Origin of the sequence: Cardiobacterium hominis (assembly GCF_900637305.1) — a bacterium.
GTDB classification, from domain to species: domain Bacteria; phylum Pseudomonadota; class Gammaproteobacteria; order Cardiobacteriales; family Cardiobacteriaceae; genus Cardiobacterium; species Cardiobacterium hominis.
On the sequence record NZ_LR134365.1, the window covers coordinates 323738 to 342656 of the forward strand.

Below are 18919 nucleotides of genomic sequence, written 5' to 3' on the forward strand. Positions count from 1 at the left end.
TCCATGAGTGAAAAACATACTTTGGCCTTCCAGCTCGCCCCGCAAGACCAGACCCGCCTCGGCGAGCTGGTCGGGCAGCTAAACGCGCATTTGCGCCTGATTGAAGAACAACTGCACGTGCAGATTGGCAACCGCGGGCATCTCTTTCAAGTGGAGGGCGACGAGGGACGCTGCGCCCAGGCACGTTTCGTCATCGAAAACCTCTACGCCCAGACCGGCAGCGGCGTGCTGAACGCCGACGACGTCCACCTCGCCCTGCGCGATGCCGGCGCGACCCTTGCCGGAGAAATCGCCGCGCGCGACGAGGGCAAGGACATCCGCATCGAAACACGGCGCGGCACCATCAGCGGGCGCGGTTCCAACCAGCGCCGTTACCTGCGCCGCATCTTTGAGCACGCTGTCAATTTCGGCATCGGCCCGGCCGGTACCGGCAAGACCTATCTCGCCGTCGCCGCCGCCGTTTCCTATCTCGCCGAAGACAAAGTGCGCAAACTGGTGCTGGTGCGCCCGGCGGTGGAAGCGGGCGAACGCCTCGGCTTCCTTCCCGGCGACATGACGCAAAAGGTTGACCCCTACCTGCGCCCGCTCTACGACGCGCTGAACGACATGCTCGGCGGCGAGCGGGTCGCCAAACTGATGGAGCGCGGCGTTATCGAAATCGCGCCGCTCGCCTTCATGCGCGGCCGCACCCTGAACGACGCCTTCATCATCCTTGATGAGGCGCAAAACACCACCGTTGAGCAGATGAAAATGTTTCTGACCCGCCTCGGTTTCGGCTCGACGGCGGTCATCACCGGCGACGCGACACAAATCGACCTGCCGAAAGGCACAATGAGCGGCCTGAAACACGCCGCGCGCATCCTCGAAGGCGTGGACGGCATCTCCTTCACCCGCTTTGCCGCGCAGGACGTAGTGCGCCACCCGCTGGTGCAGCGCATCGTTGAAGCCTACGCCGCCGCCGAACAACCAACAGACCATCCGACAACATGAGCCTGACTATCGACTACCAGACCGAAGAACTCGGCAACGACGAACGTTTCCCGAGTGAAAAACGCCTGCAACGCTGGCTGGAAACCGCGCGCGCAACACTTGCCATCGAAGAAGCGCTGGAACTGACCATCCGCCTCGTTGATAACGACGAAATGCAGGAATTAAACCGCGAATACCGCGGCAAGGACTACCCGACCAACGTCCTCTCCTTCCCCTGCGATTGGGACTTGCCGGAAGAACCGCGCCTCTTGGGCGACGTGGTCATCGCCGCCGCCGTCGTCAACCGCGAAGCCAAAGAACAGAAAAAAACGATGGAAGCGCACTGGGCGCACATCGTCATTCACGGCTTCCTGCACCTTCTCGGCTACGACCACATCGAAGACGCCGACGCGGAAAAAATGGAAAACACCGAGCGCAACATCCTCGCCCAGCTGGGCTACGCCGACCCCTACGCGGAAACACCCGCACCGGTTGAGAGCTGAGCATGGCTGCCGGATTCTTTGCACTCCTGGACGACGTCGCCTCCCTGCTGGATGACGTCGCGGCGATGACCAAAGTCGCCACCAAAAAAACCGCAGGCGTGCTTGGCGACGATTTGGCGCTCAATGCCAACCAGCTCACCGGCATCCAGGCAAGCCGCGAACTGCCGATTATCTGGGCGGTAAGCAAAGGCTCGCTGCTTAACAAGGCGATTATCGTCCCCGCAGCCTTTCTCCTGAGCGCCTTTCTGCCCGCCGCCGTGCCGCTGGTACTGATGATTGGCGGCGCCTACCTGTGCTACGAAGGCGTCGAAAAAATCCTGCACCGCCTGCTGCATCGCGGCGAAGAACACGCGGCTGAAACCGCTGATAACCGCGACCCGGCGCAAGTCGAACAAGAAAAAATCCGCGCCGCCATCCGCACCGACTTCATCCTCTCGCTGGAAATCATCGTCATCGCGCTGGCGAGCTTCGTCGGCAAACCGCTCCTGATCCAAATCCTCGGCCTGATTGCCGTCGCGCTGATTCTCACCGCGGCGGTGTACGGCGTGGTCGCGCTGATTGTGAAAATGGACGACCTCGGCCTCTACTGGGCGGCGCGACAAAACCGCCTGCTGCAAATGGCGGGGCGGGCGCTGCTGTGGTTTGCGCCGAAACTGCTGAAAGCGCTGTCGGTAGCGGGCACGGCGGCAATGTTTATCGTCGGCGGCCATCTCTGGGTCGAAAACATCGCTTCATTGCACCATCTGGCGCAACACTGGACGCAAGGCTTGGGCGGATTTAGCGCCTGGTGGGTCGATGCCGCGTTCTCCGTCGGCGTGGGTAGCATCGTTGGCCTTGCGCTCTATGCGGGCGTTGTTGTCGTGCAAAAACTCCTTAAACGTCAATGCTAAAGCGGATACTGTCGCGCATGTGCAACAGCGCCGGTGAAAGTGCTTGCTTTTCGGTTACGATAATGTATGATTGTTCACCTTAACGGAAGTTAATCCCTTTTAACCAAACCTCTATGGAGATACCTATGCAACGGAAAATGATGAAACCGCAATGGATGCTGTCCATGCTTAGCATCGCCTTGCTCAGCGCCTGCGGTAGCGACACCATCGTCGGTGAAGATCACCACATCGGCTTCCTGACCCCGCCGGCCAGTCAGGATGGTAAAGAAGACGAGAAAAAAGGCACGCCGCCGAAACAAATCGACAGAACCGATCCCGCGATTAACCGCTTCCTCACCGAGGGGCAGGATGGTATTGGTCAGCAACTGAGCCCGACCGTCGTCTCCGTGGATAACAACAGCAACGGTAAAATTGACAATACCGACCGCCTCGCTTTTGACCAACCGGGTATCGTTAGTGAAATTTGTGCGAAGAGCAAATGTAAAGGACTAATAACGAATAATAATAACGGAAATAATAACAATAATAACAATAATAACAATAATGATGACGACAAAACTGATCCAATGATGATGTTGGACGTCAATAGCGTCTATCACACCATTTTCTCTTTTGGCACTATCGATGGTAACTCTGAAATTCCGAAAGATGCCGGTATCAGCAAAATTACCCGCAAACGTGTCAATGGCGAATTACAGGATTACGGTGGCTCTATCGGTCGCGAATTCAACGAAGTGTTGCTCTTTGCGAACCCGGTACTGGTACAAAACAAACAGCAATATCTGTCCTCTTATATGCGTAGCCCTGCTGCCGCGGGTTGGAGCTATCAAACTTTCGGCAGCTTCTTCGGCGGCGCCAACGGTGGCTATCTGAAAAACCGCCGTGACGTATTGCTCGGTTATCAAAGCATTGGTCGTCCGACCAAAGCCAGTGAAATGCCGACTCGTGACGGCGCAGATTACACCGGTATCACCCATGCTTACTACAACTCGGCGCAAGTCACCGCGCATAACAAAATCCATGCCGATTTTGGCGCACGTACCTTGAGCTATGAAACGACGGATACTTCTGTCCTGCACACCTTCGGCGCATTTGGCCACGTGATTGAAGATCGCCCTGACCTCAACCTGAACGGTGCGGCTTCTTGGGCAGAAGGCACGGCTGATTTCAATGGTACGATGAAAGCGGCTAATGGTCTCTCTGGTGAAATGAAAGGCCGTTTCTATGGCCCGGCTGCTGAAGAAATTGGTGGTGTCTATGGTCTGAGCGGTCAAGATACTAACGGCGAAGCGGTTCACTATGTGGGCGGTTTCGGCGGCAGACGTTAATCGTTCTGCGCATAAAGAAAAAGGCGGGATTTCCCGCCTTTTTTGTATTTCCGTGAATTCAATCTTTAGGCAAGACAATCTTCGCCTGCTCCGCATTGCGGCGATAAAACACGGCAATATGGCCAATCTTCTGCACGAATTCGGCGTGATGCGTTTGCGCAATATGGTCAATCATTTCTGCCTGAATATCGTCGGCAATATTGCCGAGCTTGACCTTGATGAGCTCGTGACTGTCCAGGGCGCGATTGACTTCCCGATCGACCCCTTCGCTAATCCCGTTGGCACCGATTAACACCACGGGATGAAGATGATGCGCCTGAGCTTTCAAAAAACGGATTTGGTTTTTGCTTAACATTTTTATATCCTGTTGAATTTCCGCGTATGGTAAGACAATGGCACGCAGCAAAACAAGTCAGCGCTGGCTGAAAGAACATTTCAACGATATTTATGTGCAGAAGGCGCAGCAGGAGGGTTACCGCTCGCGCGCCGTGTACAAACTGATGGAAATTCAGGAAAAAGACCGCCTGATTCGCCCCGGCATGGTGGTGGTGGAGCTTGGCGCGGCGCCGGGCGGCTGGTCGCAGTATGTGGCGCAATGTCTCGGCGGGCGCGGGCGGATGATTGCGCTCGATATTTTGCCGATGGACGCGCTGCCAGACGTCACTTTCATTCTGGGCGACTTCCGCGAGCAGGCGGTGTTGGACGCGCTTTATGCGGAGCTTGGCGACAGCGCGGTCAATCTTGTGATTTCCGATATGGCCCCCAATACTAGCGGGGTACGCAGTGTGGATCAGGCGAAAAGCATGTATTTGGTGGAGCTCGCGCTGGACTTCGCGCAAAGCCGCCTTGCAGCGGGTGGAGATTTCTTAACAAAGATTTTCCACGGTCCCGGTTTTGATACACTACTGCGCTCTTTGAAAAGCCAATTTTTGACTGTGCAGACGCGCAAGCCCGAAGCCTCGCGCGCGCGCAGTCAGGAAACGTATCTGCTGGCACGCGGGTTCAAACGCCAGCATTAAATATGAGGATAACATTTTGAACGATATGCGGAAATCATTACTGGTCTGGGGCGGGCTCATCCTGCTGTTCCTGTTGCTCGTCGGCGAGATGGGCAAATTCGGCACATCCAGCAGCGCGCGCGAGGTCAGCTATTCGCAGTTCCTTGACCGCGTGGATAACGGCGAGGTGCAAAGTGCGGCGATTGACCTGCAAAATGCGCGCATCAGCTTCACCGACCGCAGCGGCGCGCGCTTTACCACCAACAACCCGGAGGCGACTGACACCCGCGCTCTCATCGGCGACCTGCGCGCCAACAAGGTAAACATCAGCAGCGAGCCGCTGGAAAAAGAAAGCCTCTTTACCCGTATCCTCGTTAATTTGCTGCCGATTTTGCTGCTCATCGGGCTCTTTATGTTCACTACCCGCCAGATTCAGGGCGGTGGCAAGGGCGGCGCGTTTTCCTTTGGCAAAAGCCGCGCCCGCCTGATTCCGGAAGACAAAATCAAGGTAACCTTTGCCGACGTTGCTGGCGCCGATGAGGCGAAAGCAGACGTGGTCGAAATGGTCGAATTTCTGCGCGACCCGAGCAAATTCAGCCGCCTCGGCGGACAAATTCCGCGCGGCCTGCTCATGGTCGGCCCGCCCGGCACCGGTAAAACCCTGCTGGCGCGCGCCATTGCTGGCGAGGCGAAAGTGCCGTTTTTCACCATTTCCGGCTCGGATTTTGTGGAAATGTTCGTCGGCGTCGGCGCCTCGCGCGTGCGCGACATGTTTGAAGAAGCGAAAAAACACGCGCCCTGCATCATCTTTATCGACGAAATCGACGCCGTCGGTCGCCAACGAGGCGCGGGTCTCGGCGGCGGACACGACGAACGCGAACAGACACTAAACCAGCTGCTCGTCGAAATGGACGGCTTTGAAGGCAACGAAGGCGTCATCGTCATCGCCGCCACCAACCGCCCGGACGTCCTCGACCCCGCGTTGCTGCGCCCCGGCCGTTTTGACCGCCAGGTCGTCGTCGGCCTGCCTGACCTCAAAGGGCGTGAACAAATCCTCAAAGTGCATATGCGCAAAAAACCGTTCGACGACGCCGTCAAACCGTTTGACATCGCGCGCGGTACGCCCGGATTCTCCGGCGCCGATCTCGCCAACCTCACCAACGAAGCGGCGCTCTTTGCCGCGCGGCGCAACCGGCAGAAAATCACCATGCAGGATTTGGAAGACGCCAAAGATAAAATCATGATGGGCGCCGAGCGCCGCTCGATGGTGATGAGCGACAAAGAAAAAGAAATGACCGCCTACCACGAAGCGGGACACTGCATCGTCGGCCGCATCGTGCCGGAGCACGACCCGGTGTACAAAGTCACTATCATCCCGCGTGGCCGCGCCCTTGGCGTCACCATGTTCCTGCCCGAACAAGACCGCTACAGCTACTCCAAACGCCGCCTCGAAAGCCAAATCGCCACCCTCTACGGTGGCCGCATCGCCGAAGCGCTCATCTACGGCGAAGACCAAGTCTCCACCGGCGCCTCGAACGACATCGAACGCGCCACCGCCATCGCGCGCAGCATGGTCACCCGCTGGGGACTGTCGGAAAAACTGGGGCCGCTCGCTTATGGCGAAGAAGAAGGTGAAGTCTTCCTCGGCCGCTCGGTGACGCAGCACAAAAACGTCTCCGATGAAACCGCGCACAACATCGACACCGAAATCCGCGACATCATCGAGCGCAACTACGCCCGTGCCGAAAAAATCCTGAAAGACAACATGGATATCCTGCACAGCATGACCGAAGCGCTGATCAAATACGAAACCATCGACGAAGGCCAGATTGACGACCTGATGGCGCGTCGCCCGGTACGCGACCCTGCCGACTGGGACGGCCCGACGGACAACAAACCGCAGAGCCACCACGACGACTTCTCGCTCGATGGCCACGACAAACCGGCGGAGCAACACTGATGCGTTGCGGCCGCTTCACGCTCGACCTGAGCCATACCAACCTGATGGGCGTGCTGAACAGCACGCCCGATTCATTTTCCGACGGCGGCGCCTGGCTTGACCCAGCCCGCGCCATCGCCCACGCGCGACACATGATTGCCGCAGGCGCGGACATTCTCGACATCGGCGCCGAATCCACCCGTCCCGGCGCGCGCGAAGTCCCGGCAGACGAAGAAATCGCCCGCCTCACCCCCATCGTGCAAGCGCTGGTTGCCGACGGCCAGCGCCCCGTCTCCATCGACAGCAAAAAAACCGCGGTGATGGCGGCGATGCTCGAACTGGGCGTGGACCTCATCAACGACGTCCACGGCCTCGAAGACGACGGCGCGCTGGCGCTGCTCGCCCGCTACCCGAACGTCGCCATCTGCCTGATGCACATGCGCGGCATGCCCGACACCATGCAGGACAACACCGACTACGCCGACGTCGTCGCCGAAGTGGATGCCTACCTGCAAGCGCGCGTCGCCGCCTGCCTTGCGGCGGGGATCGCCGCCGAGCGCCTCATCCTCGACCCCGGCTTTGGCTTTGGCAAAACCCCGGCGCAAAACATGGCGCTGGTACGCGAATGCCGCCGCTTCAAACACGGACGTTACCCGGTGCTGCTTGGCGTCTCGCGCAAATCCACCATCGGCCACTACCTTGGCGACGCCCCGGTTGGCGAACGCCTGCACGGCAGCGTAACCCTCGCCGCGCTCGCCGCCTGGCAGGGCGCGGACATCGTGCGCGTCCACGACGTCGCCGCCACCCGCGACGCCTTGCGCATCACCACTGCCTTGCGCGCGCCGGGCTAACGCATTGTGAATGTTATTCAAGCAGGATAACGGTGCTACAAACCATCGTGGCTATAAGAGAAAACCCGCATAACTGCGGGTTTTCTTTTCGGCGTAATGGACAAAATAGGTGTTTTTTTCGAGACGTAACGCTCTAATGGACAAAATAGGTGTTTTTAGGCCGTCTCCTTTGCGAAATAATTTTTTATAAACCGTGGCTTACTATCCTTTTTCAAGCCCCGATGGCACCGCAAAAGCTGCTTCATTTCGCTGAATTTTCCTTCCAGCAAATTGGTCGTATTTGGGATGCACAGCTCGGAAAAACGCTCGCAGGTAAACAACCATGGCAGATGCCGTTTCAGGCTGTTGTAGGCGGTGCGCAGGCGCTTATGTGTGTAGTGTGAGTGGCCTGTTTTCTCGTTCACACTGCGTTCGTTCAGGAAGGCGGCGTACTGCTCGTACCAGCGCTTGAGTGCCGCTTCAAACGCCGCCTGAGTGCACTTCGGCGGGCAGCGTCTTGCGCGCCGTCTGCGCCTTCTTGTCCTTCAGCCACACCCCGGCGCGCAACTGTACGAGTGCCGCTTCATCCGCCTCACCTTCCACCTGCACCCAGTAGCGCTTCGCCAGCTTGAAACGCGGGTCGGCGATACGCGCCTGCAAGCGGCCATCGTCGGTGAGCACGACCAGTCCCTCGCTGTCAAAATCCAGCAGTCCCGCCGGATAGACGTTCGGCACATCCACATAATCGGCGAGCGTCGCCCGCCCGGATTTGTCGGTGAACTGGCATAGCACGTTAAACGGCTTGTTCAGCAAAATCAGCATTATCCCTCCGCACAAAAAAACGGGCGGCATTGTACGCTGCCGCCCGCCAAGCGGGATAAATCCCGGCCCCGCCAAGCGGGGCATTTTCTGGGTTTTACGGTTGCACGGCGACGGTCGCGCGTATCAGTTTTTCCGCGTTAGCGAGGGTGTTTTCCACGGCGCTGTACGGGGTGTTGCTGCGCGCTACCACTTGTTCGGCACTGTTCAGCAGCACCTGCACTTTGCCGTCGTTCTCGGTAATAAGCACTTTCAGCGGCAGTTGCAGGGCGAGGGTCGGGTCGTTTTGCATCAGCGGCGTACCGGCTTTGGGCGAACCGTAGATGAGGACAGTCGCGGGCTGCATGTCGAGTCCTGCCTCTTTCGCCGCCGCCTGATGGTCGATGCGGGCGAAGAGGGTCATGCCTTTTTCCTGGATGGCGGTTTCCAGGGCGGTGACGGTGGCGGCGAAGTCGTAACGGCTGTCAATGGTCAGCGGTGCGTTTTGTGCGAGGGCGGCAGTGGCAAGCATGGGCAGGGTGAGAAGGAAACGGCGGATGAGGGTCATGGGGGTTCCTGTGATTGGCATGGGGGTTAAATCTGTGACTTGAAGCGGACACTGTTCATGCCGACGTCAATCATCATTTGCAGGCCGATGGCGAAGCTGCGTTCGTCCAGACCAAATTTGGGGTGATGATGCGGGTAGTCGAAGTTAGGCGCGCCAGAGCCGATCACGGCGTAGGTGGCAGGAGCGCAGCGGGCGAAGGCGCTGAAGTCTTCGCCGCCCATCATGCCCGGCAGGCTGACGATGTGTTCTGCGCCGAAGCGGGCGGTGGCGAGTTCGCGCACGATGGCGGTTTTCGCCGGATCGTTCCAGGTGACGTCGTAGCCGATTTGGTAATCCAGTTCGTAGCTCGCGCCGTTTGCCGCGCAGAGGTTTTTGATGAGGTCTTCGATGGCTTTGCGCGCAAACTGGCGGTGTTCTTCGCTGGTGGTACGGACGCTGCCGACGAGTTCGGCGCTGTCGGGGATGACGTTCTGCGCGTGGCCGGCGCGGAAGACGGTGTTGGAGATGACCAAGGCATCGTGCGGCGAGACGCGGCGGGCGACGATGCTTTGCAGCAGGGTGACGAACTGGGCGCCGATAACGACGGGGTCAATGCTGCCTTCGGGCATGGCGGCGTGTCCGCCTTTGCCGCGTATGGTGAGGTAGTAGGCGTCGGTATTGGCGCTAGCCATGCCGTCTTTGATGTCAAGGATGCCAACGGGCGAGGTGGAAAAGAGGTGCTGGCCGTAGATGAAGTCGAAATCGTCGAAGTAGCCGGTGGCGACCATTTCCCGCGCACCGCCGGGCAGTTTTTCTTCGGCGTGCTGGAAGATGGCGTGGATTTCGCCGCTAAGTTGGTCGTAGTGATCATCAAAATAGCGGCAGGCGGCCATCAGGATGGCGGTGTGTCCGTCGTGACCGCAGGCGTGCATTTTGCCGTCGTTCACCGAGCGGAAGGGCAGGTCGTCGCGCTCTTCCTGGATGGGCAGAGCATCTATGTCGGCGCGCAGACCGATTTTGGCGCCGGGTTTGCCGGTGGCAAAGACGACGACGACGCTGGTCGGGGTCAGGCGTTCGATGCGGCTTGCGTGTTTGAGTTTGCCCATTTCTTCGGCAATGAAGCGGCTGGTTTCCACTTCTTCGAAGGAGAGTTCAGGGTGCTGGTGCAGGTGACGGCGCCATGCGGTGAGTTGTTGCAGGTATGGTTCCATGGTGGTTTTCCTGGGTTTAGAGGTAAATGAAGCCGCCTGGGCCGAGTTGCCAGTTCATCAGGTACCAGCCGATAAGCAGCAGGGTCCAGAAGAAGGCAAAGGCGATGGTGTAGGGCATGAGGGCGGCGATGAGGGTGCCCATGCCGATGTTTTTGCTGTAACGCTGTGCGTAGGAGAGAAGCAGCGGCATGTAGGGCATCATTGGGGTGATGGGGTTGGTGATGGAGTCGCCGACGCGGTAGATCATTTGGGTGAAGGCAGGGTGGTAGCCAAGCAGCATCATCATTGGCACGAAAATGGGGGCAAGGATGGCCCATTTGGCCGAGGCGCTGCCAATAAGCATGTTGATGCCCGCCGAGAGGGCAACGATACCAAGGATAAGGGTGATGCCGTTCTGCCCTTCCAGCAGTGCCGCGCCCTTGATGGCGATGATGATGCCGAGGTTGCTCCAGTTGAAGAAGGCGAGCATTTGCGCAGCGAAGAAGACGATAACAATGTAGGTGCCCATGTTTGCCATGGAGTCGCCCATCATGCGCGATATGTCTCGCCCGTTTTTGGCAGTGCCGGCGACGAAGGCATAGACCAGGCCGGGGAAGAAGAAGAGCAGGGCAATGATGAAGACAATGCCGTTCATCAGGGGGGATTTTTCAATGAGGCTGCCGGTCTCGGCGTTGCGCAGCAGCGCGCCTTCCGGCACGGTGAGGATGAGCAGCAGGACGAGCAGGGCGAGCAGGGTGTAATTCGCTGCGCGCATGGCCTTGCGTTCGCTGGGGCTGACGCTGCCATCATCATTTGTTACCACGCCGGCTTCCGGGGTGTACTGCCCCATGCGCGGCAGGAGGATTTTGCCCGTTACCCACCAGGCGACCACGAGCAGCAGGAAGGTGGAGGCAGCGATGAAGTAGTAGTTCATCGCGGCATTGAGCGGCACTTTGTCGTCAATCAGGGCGGCAGCGGGTTGGGTGAAGGTCAGCGCGAGAACGTCGGTGAGGCCGACGGTGAGGTTGGCGGCAAATCCGCCGAGACAGGCAGCGTAGGCGCAGACCATGCCGGCGATGGGGTGATAGCCCATGCGCAGAAAGAGCAGCGCGGCGATCGGCGGCAGGACGATGATGGCGGCATCGGCGGCCATGTTGCCCATGATGCCGACGAAGATGATGACGGGGATGAGCAGGTTGGCGGGGGCGCGGGCGACAGCGACTTTCATCAGCGTTTCGAACCAGCCGGATTTTTCCGCGACGCCGACGCCGATCATGGCAGCGAGGACGACGCCGAGCGGCGGGAAGCTGGCAAAGTTTTTCACTGCATCTTCGATGATGCGCACGATGTTTTCGCGGTTCAGCAGGTTGACGGCGGTGATGGTTTTGCCGTCGGCAGGGTTTGTGGCGGTTACGCCCGCCAGCGCACACAGCCAGGAGGCGATGAGGATGATGGCGCAGAGGATGATGAAGATGAAGACCGGGTCGGGCAGTTTGTTGCCCGCCTTTTCCACACCGTCAAGGAAACGGGTGAAGAGACTGCGCCGGGACGTACTGACTGTCATGGGATACCTCTTTGTTTTTCATGGGGTTTATCGGATTGTTACCGCTGATTCATCCGGATAAGACAGCGTAGCATGCTTCTCAGGGTTGAAAAAAGATTTTTTAGTGAGGAATGGATAATTCTTGGTTTTTTATGCTTGTTTTTGTTCTTCTTGTGGTTTTATATTCTTTGTTTATGCGGGAAAAGAATGAATCTGCTTAACCGCAGCATTTGTCTCGCTTGGCGACGAGTCCAGGTTTTATCTTGCTTGGCGACGGGCCCAGCATTTATCCCGCTTACGGCGAATCCAGTGTTTATCTCGCTTGGCGGCGAACCCAGCGTTTGTCTCGCTTAGCGACGAGCCCAGGTTTTACCTCGCTTGGCGGTGTTTTTCTCCCGGCATACGGGCGAGCGGAATATGGGCAGCCTTCAGCCCCGTCGTCCCGCGTAATTCATCAGCAGCATTCCGGAGACAACCATGACCCCGCCTGCAAGCAGCGAGACATGCAGCGGTTCGTGCAGCCACAGTGCGGCGATGCCGATTCCAAAGACGGGCACAAGCGCCATGTATGCCGAGGCAGTGCCGACTCCGAGGTGGCGGATGCCATCGAAATACCACAGGTAGCAGAGCATGGTTGCACCCACTGCCATTGCCACGAGGATACCCCAGGTTGGCATGGGTATGCGCCAGACGTCCTGCCAGAAGGTATCACCGTCAAAGACAAGTGCCAGGGCGAACAGCATGAGTGCACCGATGAAGACGGTTACGGTGGTGGTGGTCAGCGGGCTGATGCCGCGCAAAAGGATGCGACCAATGAGGGCGTAACCCGTCCAGCAGAGGACAGTGGTTAGAAGTAGGTATTCACCAGTGCCAACACCGCCTGCGAAGACCGCAAGCGGGTAACCTCGCGTGATGGCAGTCAGCGCACCCAGTACGGCAAGCGCCATGCCACAGCAGATGCCGCCATTGAGCTTTTCTTTGAACAACCATGCCGCAAGCAGCAGGGACGGCACCGGATTGAGGGCAACGATGGTCGCCGCTTTGCCCGCCGGAACATGTTTCAGCGCCAGCATGAAGAAAATGGCGTAGGCACAAATGCCACAGGCCGCTGCTGCCATGAGCCCCAGCCATTGCCGTATGTGCAGCGCCCTGAGCGGCCCCCGTCCTTCCCTGATGAGCAGCCAGAGGGTAAGCGGCGCGGCTGCAAGCAGGAAGCGCAGCGCGGCGGCAGTGAGAGGCGGCAGGGTTTGCACAACGATTCTGCCCCAAGACCAGTTCGCCCCCCACAGTAATGCCATCGCGACGAGTTGCGCGTGGTAACGGGTGTTGGCGGGCATCATGGGTAGTAGTGCGCCAGTTGCGTCAGCGCACCTGACCAGGCGCGGTTAACGATGGATTCAGAAAGGTAATGGGCAAGGAAAGTTAGGGTTTTCATGAGCGTTCTTGGTGCAAATCTGGCGCGCAGCATACAGCCCCATGCACCCGGCGAACAATACGCACATCCGCGCAAGCCATCTGCCCCAAGAAAAGCATCGGTACCCACCCATCGCAATAATTAAAGAATATCCGCTATAGCTAATTAACTTATTTTTTCATACGATATTTACGCCAATTTTTCCGCATTTGCGCAATATTCAGGAAAAATTTGTATGAAGGATTAAGAGCATTGGCTATACCAGTTCAAAACTTTTGACTTAGCTTTTCACTATATTCGCTATGGTTTTGTATGACCCTGCATACTTTTCAGGCCTCCACCGAAGAAGTAATGGCGGTCAGTTGATGTGAAACCCTGCTGTTTCGGTTCTTTATTCTTGTTACCAAGGAATTTTAGAGAGACGAGGATACCCACCGGATACAATCTTTTATCTGCCTTGCTTCGTCGTCAGCCAGGGAGATAACAAGGTCAGTAAGTTGTTTAAGCACTGCTACATCGGCTTTCGCACCTGCAACACAGACGGCAATATTGGTAAATTCCAGGGCTTTGATGATAGGAACCGTAGCGTTGTAAACGAATGGGTCGCTAGGTGTTCCATCGGTGAAGATAAAAAGGATGGGTTTGTAGTCGCTTCGCTGTGCTTTGTTTGCAGCAATCCGATCGCGTCTAACCGCTCGCACGACACATTCGAGCGCCGCCCCGAGACAGCTTGCTCCGCCGCTGGTGAATGCTGGTACGACAACGTCCATAAGCGGTGTTGGCGGCAATACTTCTTTGGCATGGGTGTTGTAGGTGATGATGCTTAGATAAACACTTTCCAACGCATATGGATCTTGACGCATGGCTGAAATCAATACTTGTACACAGGAGCGGAGTGCTTCGAGTGCTTCGCGCATGGAGCCGGAGGTATCGACACAGATATAGATGGGTAAGCGTCGCATGGATGTGCCTTTTTGCTGGTTATTTATTGCCATACGCTTTTGAGATGCCGTCCAGTTCTTTCAGCATTTTCTCGGCGGGGGCGAAGTTTTGGGCTGCGGATTTTTCCAACCATTCACGCTGTTTGTCGAAGTCGCGCGGTACACCCTTGCCAAGTCCGTAAGCTATGGCGATGTTGTATTGGGCGAAGGCCTCGTTTTGTGCCGCTGCTTTTTTAAACCATTCCAGCGCTTTTTTGTCGTCATGCGGAACGCCATTTTTACCGTAGGTGTATAGAAGACCCATGCCGGTTTGCGCAGGTGGGAAGCCCTGTTTTGCTGCTTTCTCCCACCATTCACGGGCTTTGCTGTCATCCCTTTCTATGCCTCTACCCTGGGCATACAAGAGGCCGAGTAGGTATTGGGCTGTAGCATGATTTTGTGCAGCGGCTTTCTCATACCATTCTCGTGCTTTGCCGTAGTCCTGGGATACACCACCACCTTCTTTGTAAAGCGTACCAAGGGTGGTTTGTGCTCTGGCATCACCTGCCTGTGCCGCAGCTTGTATTTGCTGGCGTAATGGACAAATTTCATGCTAAAAATCGCTGTAGCCCTTATGCTGCAAGGCTTTACGCGAGGTCAAAACCTTTGAACACAAAAAATGCTTTTTCTGCGGCTCCAAACAGGTCAAGAAAAACGGGCATCGTGATAACGGGAAACAGCAATACCATTGCGGCTCCTGTAAGCGCCAATTCATAGGGGGCCAACGCCTTAATCCCAACACCCTTTGGCAGCGCTACAGCGAAGGCAAGCAAAGCGCCGCACAGCTTGCCGCGCAGTACGGATGCAGCATCAAAACCATCCGTCGCCACCTCGCCAAAGCCGCTACACAGGCCGAATGCACGCTGCCACAGGCGCCTGTTAACCTCGTCATGGACACCACCTATTTCGGTCGAAAATGGGGCGTCATGGTTCTCTACGACGCTCGCAGCAAGCGAGCCTTGACAGTGACGGCAATCGAGCGGGAAACCAATGCGCTCTACACGCAGGCGGTCGCTGCATTGCGAGAGAAAGATGTTGTGATACAAAGCATTATCTGTGATGGCAAAAGCGGTTTGCTGGGCTCTTTTCCGGACATTCCCGTGCAGATGTGCCAGTTTCACCAAATCAAAATCATCGTGCGCCACCTGACCAGGAAGCCTAAAAGCCCAGCAGCACAGGCGCTGCGGGTCCTGTCATTGACCCTGACGGAGAGCACTCAGGCGGCGTTTGAAGCGGCACTCAAGCGCTGGTACGAGCAGTACGCCGTCTTCCTGAATGAACGCAGTGTGAACGAGAAAACAGGCCACTCACACTACACGCATAAGCGCCTGTGCGCCGCCTACAACAGCCTGAAACGGCATCTGCCATGGTTGTTTACCTGTGAGTGTTTTCCCGACCTGGGTATCCCGAATACAACCAATTTGCTGGAAGGAAAATTCAGCGAAATGAAGCAGCTTTTGCGGTGTCATCGGGGCTTGAAAAAGGATAGTAAGCTACGGTTTATAAAAGATTATTTCACAAAGGAGACGGCCTAAAAACACCTATTTTGTCCATTACGCCTGTTCTTGCGGCGGTGGGTAATCAGCAGCAAGGGCGGGGACGAGGGCGAGCAGCAGGAGCAGTCCGCTTAGGATTTTGCCGAGACGGTGCGGTTGGTTCATGGGGTTCTCCGTTTTTGCAGCGAAAAGCCCCGCACGGGGCGGGGCTTTGGCGGGTTATTTCGCGTTCAGTTGCCGGTTCATGTGCATGACGTAGGCCATGACGAGACCCAGGATGACAAGCGGCAGCAGCGGATCGACGATGGAGCCTCCTTTGCCGAAGACGAGGTTGGCTAGGGCAACGAGGGCGCCACCAATACCCCAGGCGATGGTGGTCGGGATGGACCAGACGATCATCTGCGTTTTGACTTCGGCGATGCCCATCATGCGGTTCACCACCCAAAACAGGCTGTCGTTGAAGTAGCCGAAGAAGAGCGAGCCCATGGTCGCGGCGTTGGCGGCCATCAGCATGTTGATGCCCTCAATTTCGGCGAGAATCGGCATGGAGATGGATGCACCGGCAATCATCGCCACCGTGCCGGAGCCCTGGATAAAGCGCATCAGGGTGGCGACGATGAAGGGAATCATGATGGGCGAGAACGGCAGGTGGTTGGCGATGTGTTCTGCCAATTCCTTGCCTGCACCGCTGTCACGCAGGATAGCGCCGAGCGCGCCGCCTGCGCCGGTAACGAGCAGGATAATGCCCGCGCTGGTGACGCCTTCTTCGAGATAAATGGCGGTTTCGCGCGCGCTGGTTTTCGGCAGCAAGGTATAGACGGCAATCAGCACGCTGATGGCCAAGGCGACGATCGGGTGGCCGATGAAGGCGACGGTCTGGTAGAGGCCGCCCGCCTGGAAGGCTTGCAGCGCCGCTTCGTCAGTCATCGTGGTCTTGGCGACGATATCGACAATGGCCTTGATGAAGATGAGGGCAATCGGCAGCACGATGGGCAGGAGCGAGAGGAACAGGCTCGGCAGTTTTTTCGCTTCCTGTTGTTCGATGTAGGTATCGAGTTTGTCGCGCAGTTCGTCGTCGCTGAAGGCTTCGCGGTTGAAGTCGGGGTAGCGTTTGGCGAGCCATTGGGCATAGAGCACCATGCCGAGCACGCAAGGTACGGCGAAGCACATGCCGGAGAGCAGCATGGCACCGAGGTCAACGCCGAAAATGCCGGCGACGCCGAGCGGGCCAGGGGTCGGCGGCACGGTGTGGTGGGTAACCACGAGGCCACCGGCCAAGGCGACGCCGAGGGTCAGCAGCGAGCGTTTGCTGTTTTTGGCAAGCGCCTTGGCGACCGGGTAGAGAACGACGAAGGCGGAATCAACGAAGATGGGGATACTGACGATGTAGCCGGTTATCGCCAGCGCCCATTCTTCTTTTTTCTCGCCGAGGAAGCGGATGAAGCTGAATGCCATTTTTTCGGCAGCGCCGGAGACTTCGAGGATACGCCCCATCATCACGCCGAGACCGATAACGATACCGATGCTACCGAGGGTACCGCCGAAGCCTTTGCTGATGGCGGCGATGGTGTCGGTCGCGCTCAGCCCGCCGAAGATGCCGGCGATGGAGGCGGCAATGAGCATGGCGATGAAGGCATGGACGCGGGTACGCAGCACGAGGTAGATGAGGACGAAAATGGCGATGAGCAGGCCGACGATGGACATCGGCAAGCCAAAGAGGGTCGCGGCAGGAGTTGCGGTTTCCATGGTTTATTTCCTCAGGTCTTTTTCAATGAACTGGCGGATGACGCTCTGGAAGTCGCTGTCCACGCGGAAGCCCGCTTTCAGCGCAGTGCTGTTGTCAATCGCGGCCGGCCAGCTGGCAACGATGGCGTTGATGCCTTCATCAAATTGCGGTTTGACGCGGGCGAGGATGTCTTTACCCGCGATGGCGGCAAGGTCGTCCAGCATTTGCTGCACACTGATGGTGAAGCCGGGCAGGTTGATGACGTGCCAGTCGCGCGGCGGCAGGGACGGCATGGTGAGCGCGTGGATGAAGTTGGCAACCACAGTATCCGGGCTTGCCAGCCACAGGCGCAAGTCGGACGAAACGGGCAAGACGGCGTCTTCGCCTTGCAGCGGTTCGCGCATGATGCCGCTGACGAAGGAAGACGCGGCCTTGTTCGGCTTGCCGGGACGAATGCAGACGGTCGGCAGGCGCAATGCGATACCGTCGGCAAAACCCTTGCGGCTGTAGTCGTTAATCAGCAATTCGCACATGCCTTTTTGTGTGCCATAGGTTGATTGCGGGGTGACGGCGGTGCTGTCCTGGATGACCTCCGGCAGTTTGCCGCCAAAGACGGCAAGCGAGCTGGAGAAGATGAAGCGGATGCCCGGCTTGGTGTGGCGGATGGCTTCGAGCAGGTTGCGCGTGGCGAGGAAGTTGATTTCATAACCGAGGTCGGGTTCGGCTTCGGCGTGGCTGCTGACGATGGCAGCGAGATGGAAGACGGCATCGGTTTCTGGCGTGATGATGTCGCCGAGATGCGCGGGGTCACGCAAGTCCATTTCGATGCAGCGGGCGCGTGCGTCGCCATTGGGCGCGGTCGGCTTGATGACATCCACCAGCGTGAGCTGGGCGTCCGGCCGTTCGGCAAGCAGGGTTTTGGCAAGACGCTGGCCGAGGAAGCCTGCGCCGCCGGTGATGACGATATTCATAGGAATGACCTCGTGTGATTATTGGTAGGGTTTGAACCAGTCAAGTCCGTCTTCGGTCTTGCCGCGCGGTTTGTATTCACAGCCGATGTAGCCGCGATAGCCGAGGCGGTCGAGCAGGGCGAAGATGTAGGGGTAGTTCACTTCGCCTTCGTCCGGCTCGAAACGGGTCGGCACGGCGGCAATCTGAATGTGGCCGATGCGTGGGAACATCGCTTCAGTCATCGCGGATAGCTGCCCGTCCACGTTCTGCGCGTGGTAGTAGTCGAACTGGATGTAGACGTTGTCGCGTGCGACTGCTTCCACCGCAGCAAGCGTGTCGTACTGGCTTTTCAGCAGGTAATTTGGCTTCACCTGTGGGCTGAGCGCTTCAAGGGCGATGTTGATGCCGTGCGGGCGGAATTGTTCTGCGGCGTAGCGGACGTTTTCGACAAAGGTATTGAAGTAGTCTTCACGGCGCGCGCCTGCCGGCACGACACCGGCCATCACGTGCACGGTCGGGCATGCCAACGCAATGGCATATTGCAGTGCCTGGTCGATATCGCGACGGGCATCGGCTTCGCGACCGGGCAGGGCGGCAAGCCCCCATTCGCCCGCTGCGGTGTCGCCTGCTGCGGTGTTGAACAGCACCTGCTTCAAGCCGTGCTGATCGAGCAGCGCTTTCAACTCGGCGGCGGGATAGCCATACGGCCACAGGTATTCAACATAGCGGAATCCGGCAGCGGCGGCTGCGGCGAAACGCTCCGGGAAGGGGCGCTCGGTGAACATCATGGTGAGGTTGGCTGCAAATTTGGGCATGG

18 protein-coding genes and 2 pseudogenes are annotated in these 18919 nt (G+C 57.8%); 8 read left to right on the top strand and 12 right to left on the bottom strand.

The window, feature by feature from the left end:
* The first annotated feature begins 3 nt into the window (after positions 1–3).
* The 4 genes from EL199_RS01440 (at position 4) to EL199_RS01455 (ending at position 3690) form a co-directional block, all read left to right on the top strand.
* A complete protein-coding gene (locus EL199_RS01440; RefSeq protein ID WP_004141012.1) occupies positions 4–990 on the top strand; it encodes a PhoH family protein in 987 nt (328 codons plus the stop codon).
* On the top strand, positions 987–1472 hold the full coding sequence (gene ybeY / locus EL199_RS01445; RefSeq protein ID WP_004141010.1) for an rRNA maturation RNase YbeY: 486 nt from the start codon (positions 987–989) through the stop codon (positions 1470–1472). Before EL199_RS01440 ends, ybeY begins: the two co-directional genes overlap by 4 nt.
* 2 nt (positions 1473–1474) lie before the next feature.
* Positions 1475–2362: a DUF808 domain-containing protein gene (locus EL199_RS01450; RefSeq protein WP_004141009.1), complete on the top strand. Its 888-nt coding sequence runs from the start codon at positions 1475–1477 to the stop codon at positions 2360–2362.
* 137 nt (positions 2363–2499) lie between these two features.
* Positions 2500–3690 (top strand): transferrin-binding protein-like solute binding protein, encoded by a 1191-nt coding sequence (locus EL199_RS01455; protein WP_232008322.1) that lies wholly within the window; start codon positions 2500–2502, stop codon positions 3688–3690.
* A gap of 58 nt (positions 3691–3748) precedes the next feature.
* On the opposite strand, the gene yhbY is transcribed toward EL199_RS01455, so the two are convergent.
* Positions 3749–4045 (bottom strand): ribosome assembly RNA-binding protein YhbY, encoded by a 297-nt coding sequence (gene yhbY / locus EL199_RS01460; RefSeq protein ID WP_004141006.1) that lies wholly within the window; start codon positions 4043–4045, stop codon positions 3749–3751.
* Between the two features lie 37 nt (positions 4046–4082).
* On the opposite strand from yhbY, the gene rlmE reads away from it, so the two are divergent.
* Genes rlmE through folP form a run of 3 tightly spaced genes read left to right on the top strand, consistent with a single transcriptional unit; the run spans position 4083 to position 7478 of the window.
* Complete coding sequence (rlmE, locus tag EL199_RS01465) at positions 4083–4709, top strand: 23S rRNA (uridine(2552)-2'-O)-methyltransferase RlmE (RefSeq protein WP_004141004.1); 627 nt, start codon at positions 4083–4085, stop codon at positions 4707–4709.
* A gap of 25 nt (positions 4710–4734) precedes the next feature.
* Positions 4735–6648, top strand: coding sequence for an ATP-dependent zinc metalloprotease FtsH (gene ftsH, locus EL199_RS01470; protein ID WP_004141002.1), 1914 nt, complete (start codon positions 4735–4737; stop codon positions 6646–6648).
* Positions 6648–7478, top strand: a complete 831-nt coding sequence (folP, locus tag EL199_RS01475; protein WP_004141001.1) for a dihydropteroate synthase — start codon at positions 6648–6650, stop codon at positions 7476–7478. Before ftsH ends, folP begins: the two co-directional genes overlap by 1 nt.
* Before the next feature lie 155 nt (positions 7479–7633).
* On the opposite strand, the gene EL199_RS01480 is transcribed toward folP, so the two are convergent.
* From EL199_RS01480 to EL199_RS13445, 8 genes and pseudogenes are all read right to left on the bottom strand, one after another.
* On the bottom strand, positions 7634–7882 hold the full coding sequence (locus tag EL199_RS01480) for a hypothetical protein (protein ID WP_004140999.1): 249 nt from the start codon (positions 7880–7882) through the stop codon (positions 7634–7636).
* Between the two features lie 76 nt (positions 7883–7958).
* Positions 7959–8309 (bottom strand): annotated as a pseudogene (locus EL199_RS01485) (pseudouridine synthase); the annotation flags it as partial.
* A 64-nt stretch (positions 8310–8373) separates the two neighbouring features.
* Positions 8374–8787 carry a DUF302 domain-containing protein gene (locus tag EL199_RS01490; protein ID WP_345921044.1) on the bottom strand — a complete coding sequence of 138 codons (414 nt, stop codon included), beginning with the start codon at positions 8785–8787 and terminating at the stop codon, positions 8374–8376.
* A 62-nt stretch (positions 8788–8849) separates the two neighbouring features.
* Complete coding sequence (locus tag EL199_RS01495; protein WP_004140994.1) at positions 8850–10013, bottom strand: M20 metallopeptidase family protein; 1164 nt, start codon at positions 10011–10013, stop codon at positions 8850–8852.
* A 16-nt stretch (positions 10014–10029) separates the two neighbouring features.
* Complete coding sequence (locus tag EL199_RS01500) at positions 10030–11556, bottom strand: AbgT family transporter (RefSeq protein WP_004140993.1); 1527 nt, start codon at positions 11554–11556, stop codon at positions 10030–10032.
* Positions 11557–11963: 407 nt separating this feature from the next.
* Positions 11964–12875, bottom strand: coding sequence for a DMT family transporter (locus tag EL199_RS01505; protein ID WP_004140991.1), 912 nt, complete (start codon positions 12873–12875; stop codon positions 11964–11966).
* Positions 12876–13362: 487 nt separating this feature from the next.
* Complete coding sequence (locus tag EL199_RS01510; protein WP_040355333.1) at positions 13363–13911, bottom strand: vWA domain-containing protein; 549 nt, start codon at positions 13909–13911, stop codon at positions 13363–13365.
* 19 nt (positions 13912–13930) lie between these two features.
* A complete protein-coding gene (locus EL199_RS13445) occupies positions 13931–14476 on the bottom strand; it encodes a tetratricopeptide repeat protein (RefSeq protein ID WP_197719348.1) in 546 nt (181 codons plus the stop codon).
* A 112-nt stretch (positions 14477–14588) separates the two neighbouring features.
* On the opposite strand from EL199_RS13445, the pseudogene EL199_RS13135 reads away from it, so the two are divergent.
* Positions 14589–15464 (top strand): annotated as a pseudogene (locus tag EL199_RS13135) (IS256 family transposase, variant Zn-binding type); the annotation flags it as partial.
* A 180-nt stretch (positions 15465–15644) separates the two neighbouring features.
* Here the strand turns inward: EL199_RS13135 and EL199_RS01535 are convergent.
* From EL199_RS01535 to otnI, 3 genes are read right to left on the bottom strand one after another with little or no spacing between them, the layout of a single operon-like run.
* Positions 15645–17171: a GntP family permease gene (locus tag EL199_RS01535; RefSeq protein WP_004140980.1), complete on the bottom strand. Its 1527-nt coding sequence runs from the start codon at positions 17169–17171 to the stop codon at positions 15645–15647.
* Between the two features lie 3 nt (positions 17172–17174).
* A complete protein-coding gene (gene denD, locus EL199_RS01540) occupies positions 17175–18122 on the bottom strand; it encodes a D-erythronate dehydrogenase (protein WP_004140979.1) in 948 nt (315 codons plus the stop codon).
* Positions 18123–18140: 18 nt separating this feature from the next.
* Positions 18141–18917 (bottom strand): 2-oxo-tetronate isomerase, encoded by a 777-nt coding sequence (otnI, locus tag EL199_RS01545; protein WP_004140976.1) that lies wholly within the window; start codon positions 18915–18917, stop codon positions 18141–18143.
* Positions 18918–18919: the final 2 nt, after the last annotated feature.